Source organism: Yersinia sp. 1252 StPb PI (assembly GCF_048593885.1).
In the GTDB taxonomy this organism is placed as follows: Bacteria; Pseudomonadota; Gammaproteobacteria; order Enterobacterales; family Enterobacteriaceae; genus Yersinia; species Yersinia enterocolitica_E.
This window is the reverse complement of record NZ_JAZGQE010000465.1, coordinates 1-560: the sequence shown is the minus strand read 5'-3', so window position 1 is coordinate 560 and position 560 is coordinate 1. Positions and strand designations below refer to the sequence as shown.

The following is a 560-nucleotide window of genomic DNA, read 5'->3' as shown; positions in this document are numbered from 1 at the left end:
CTCTTGATTGGATAGCTTATCTTCCTGTATTTAGGCCTGACTTATATCCTGGGAATGTCGATTACAGATCATACAATAGAGTGTTGACTCAAGTATTGAAAACTATAGACCCCTTTGAGCAAGGGGCAATAAAAATAATGGAATTTGAAAAGAATTTTAATAAGCCATCCTCACCACTTCTTTTGGAGGAACTTATAGTAACAGGTGATTTTGTTATTAAATACGATTATACGGACCCCCTATGGGAAAAAAAAAGGCAAGTAATATCAAATGGTCTTTGCGAGGTTGAACTTACTGTAAAATCAACTGATGGATATAATATTTTTTCACAGATGAAGTCTGGTCGACCTCCATCTAGCTCAAAAATTTCATACTCTATTCCCTTAGCTGATACACATATTAAAATTATTGATGGACTTCATTATGTGAAAAATTCTATTTTTGAACCAGATGGGAACAAATCTCATATTATGGGTGCAATTGCAGAAATGAAAATCCACGAAAGTAATGGGAGTAGTTCAATAAAAAACCTCCGACATCGTAGCGATTTTGAAGTTGAC

1 protein-coding gene is annotated in these 560 nt (G+C 34.5%); it reads left to right on the top strand.

The features are described 5' to 3' along the window. Positions 1-137: 137 nt before the first annotated feature. Positions 138-560: hypothetical protein (locus V2A85_RS24340; protein WP_420072640.1), on the top strand; the 423-nt coding region annotated here is incomplete at its 3' end.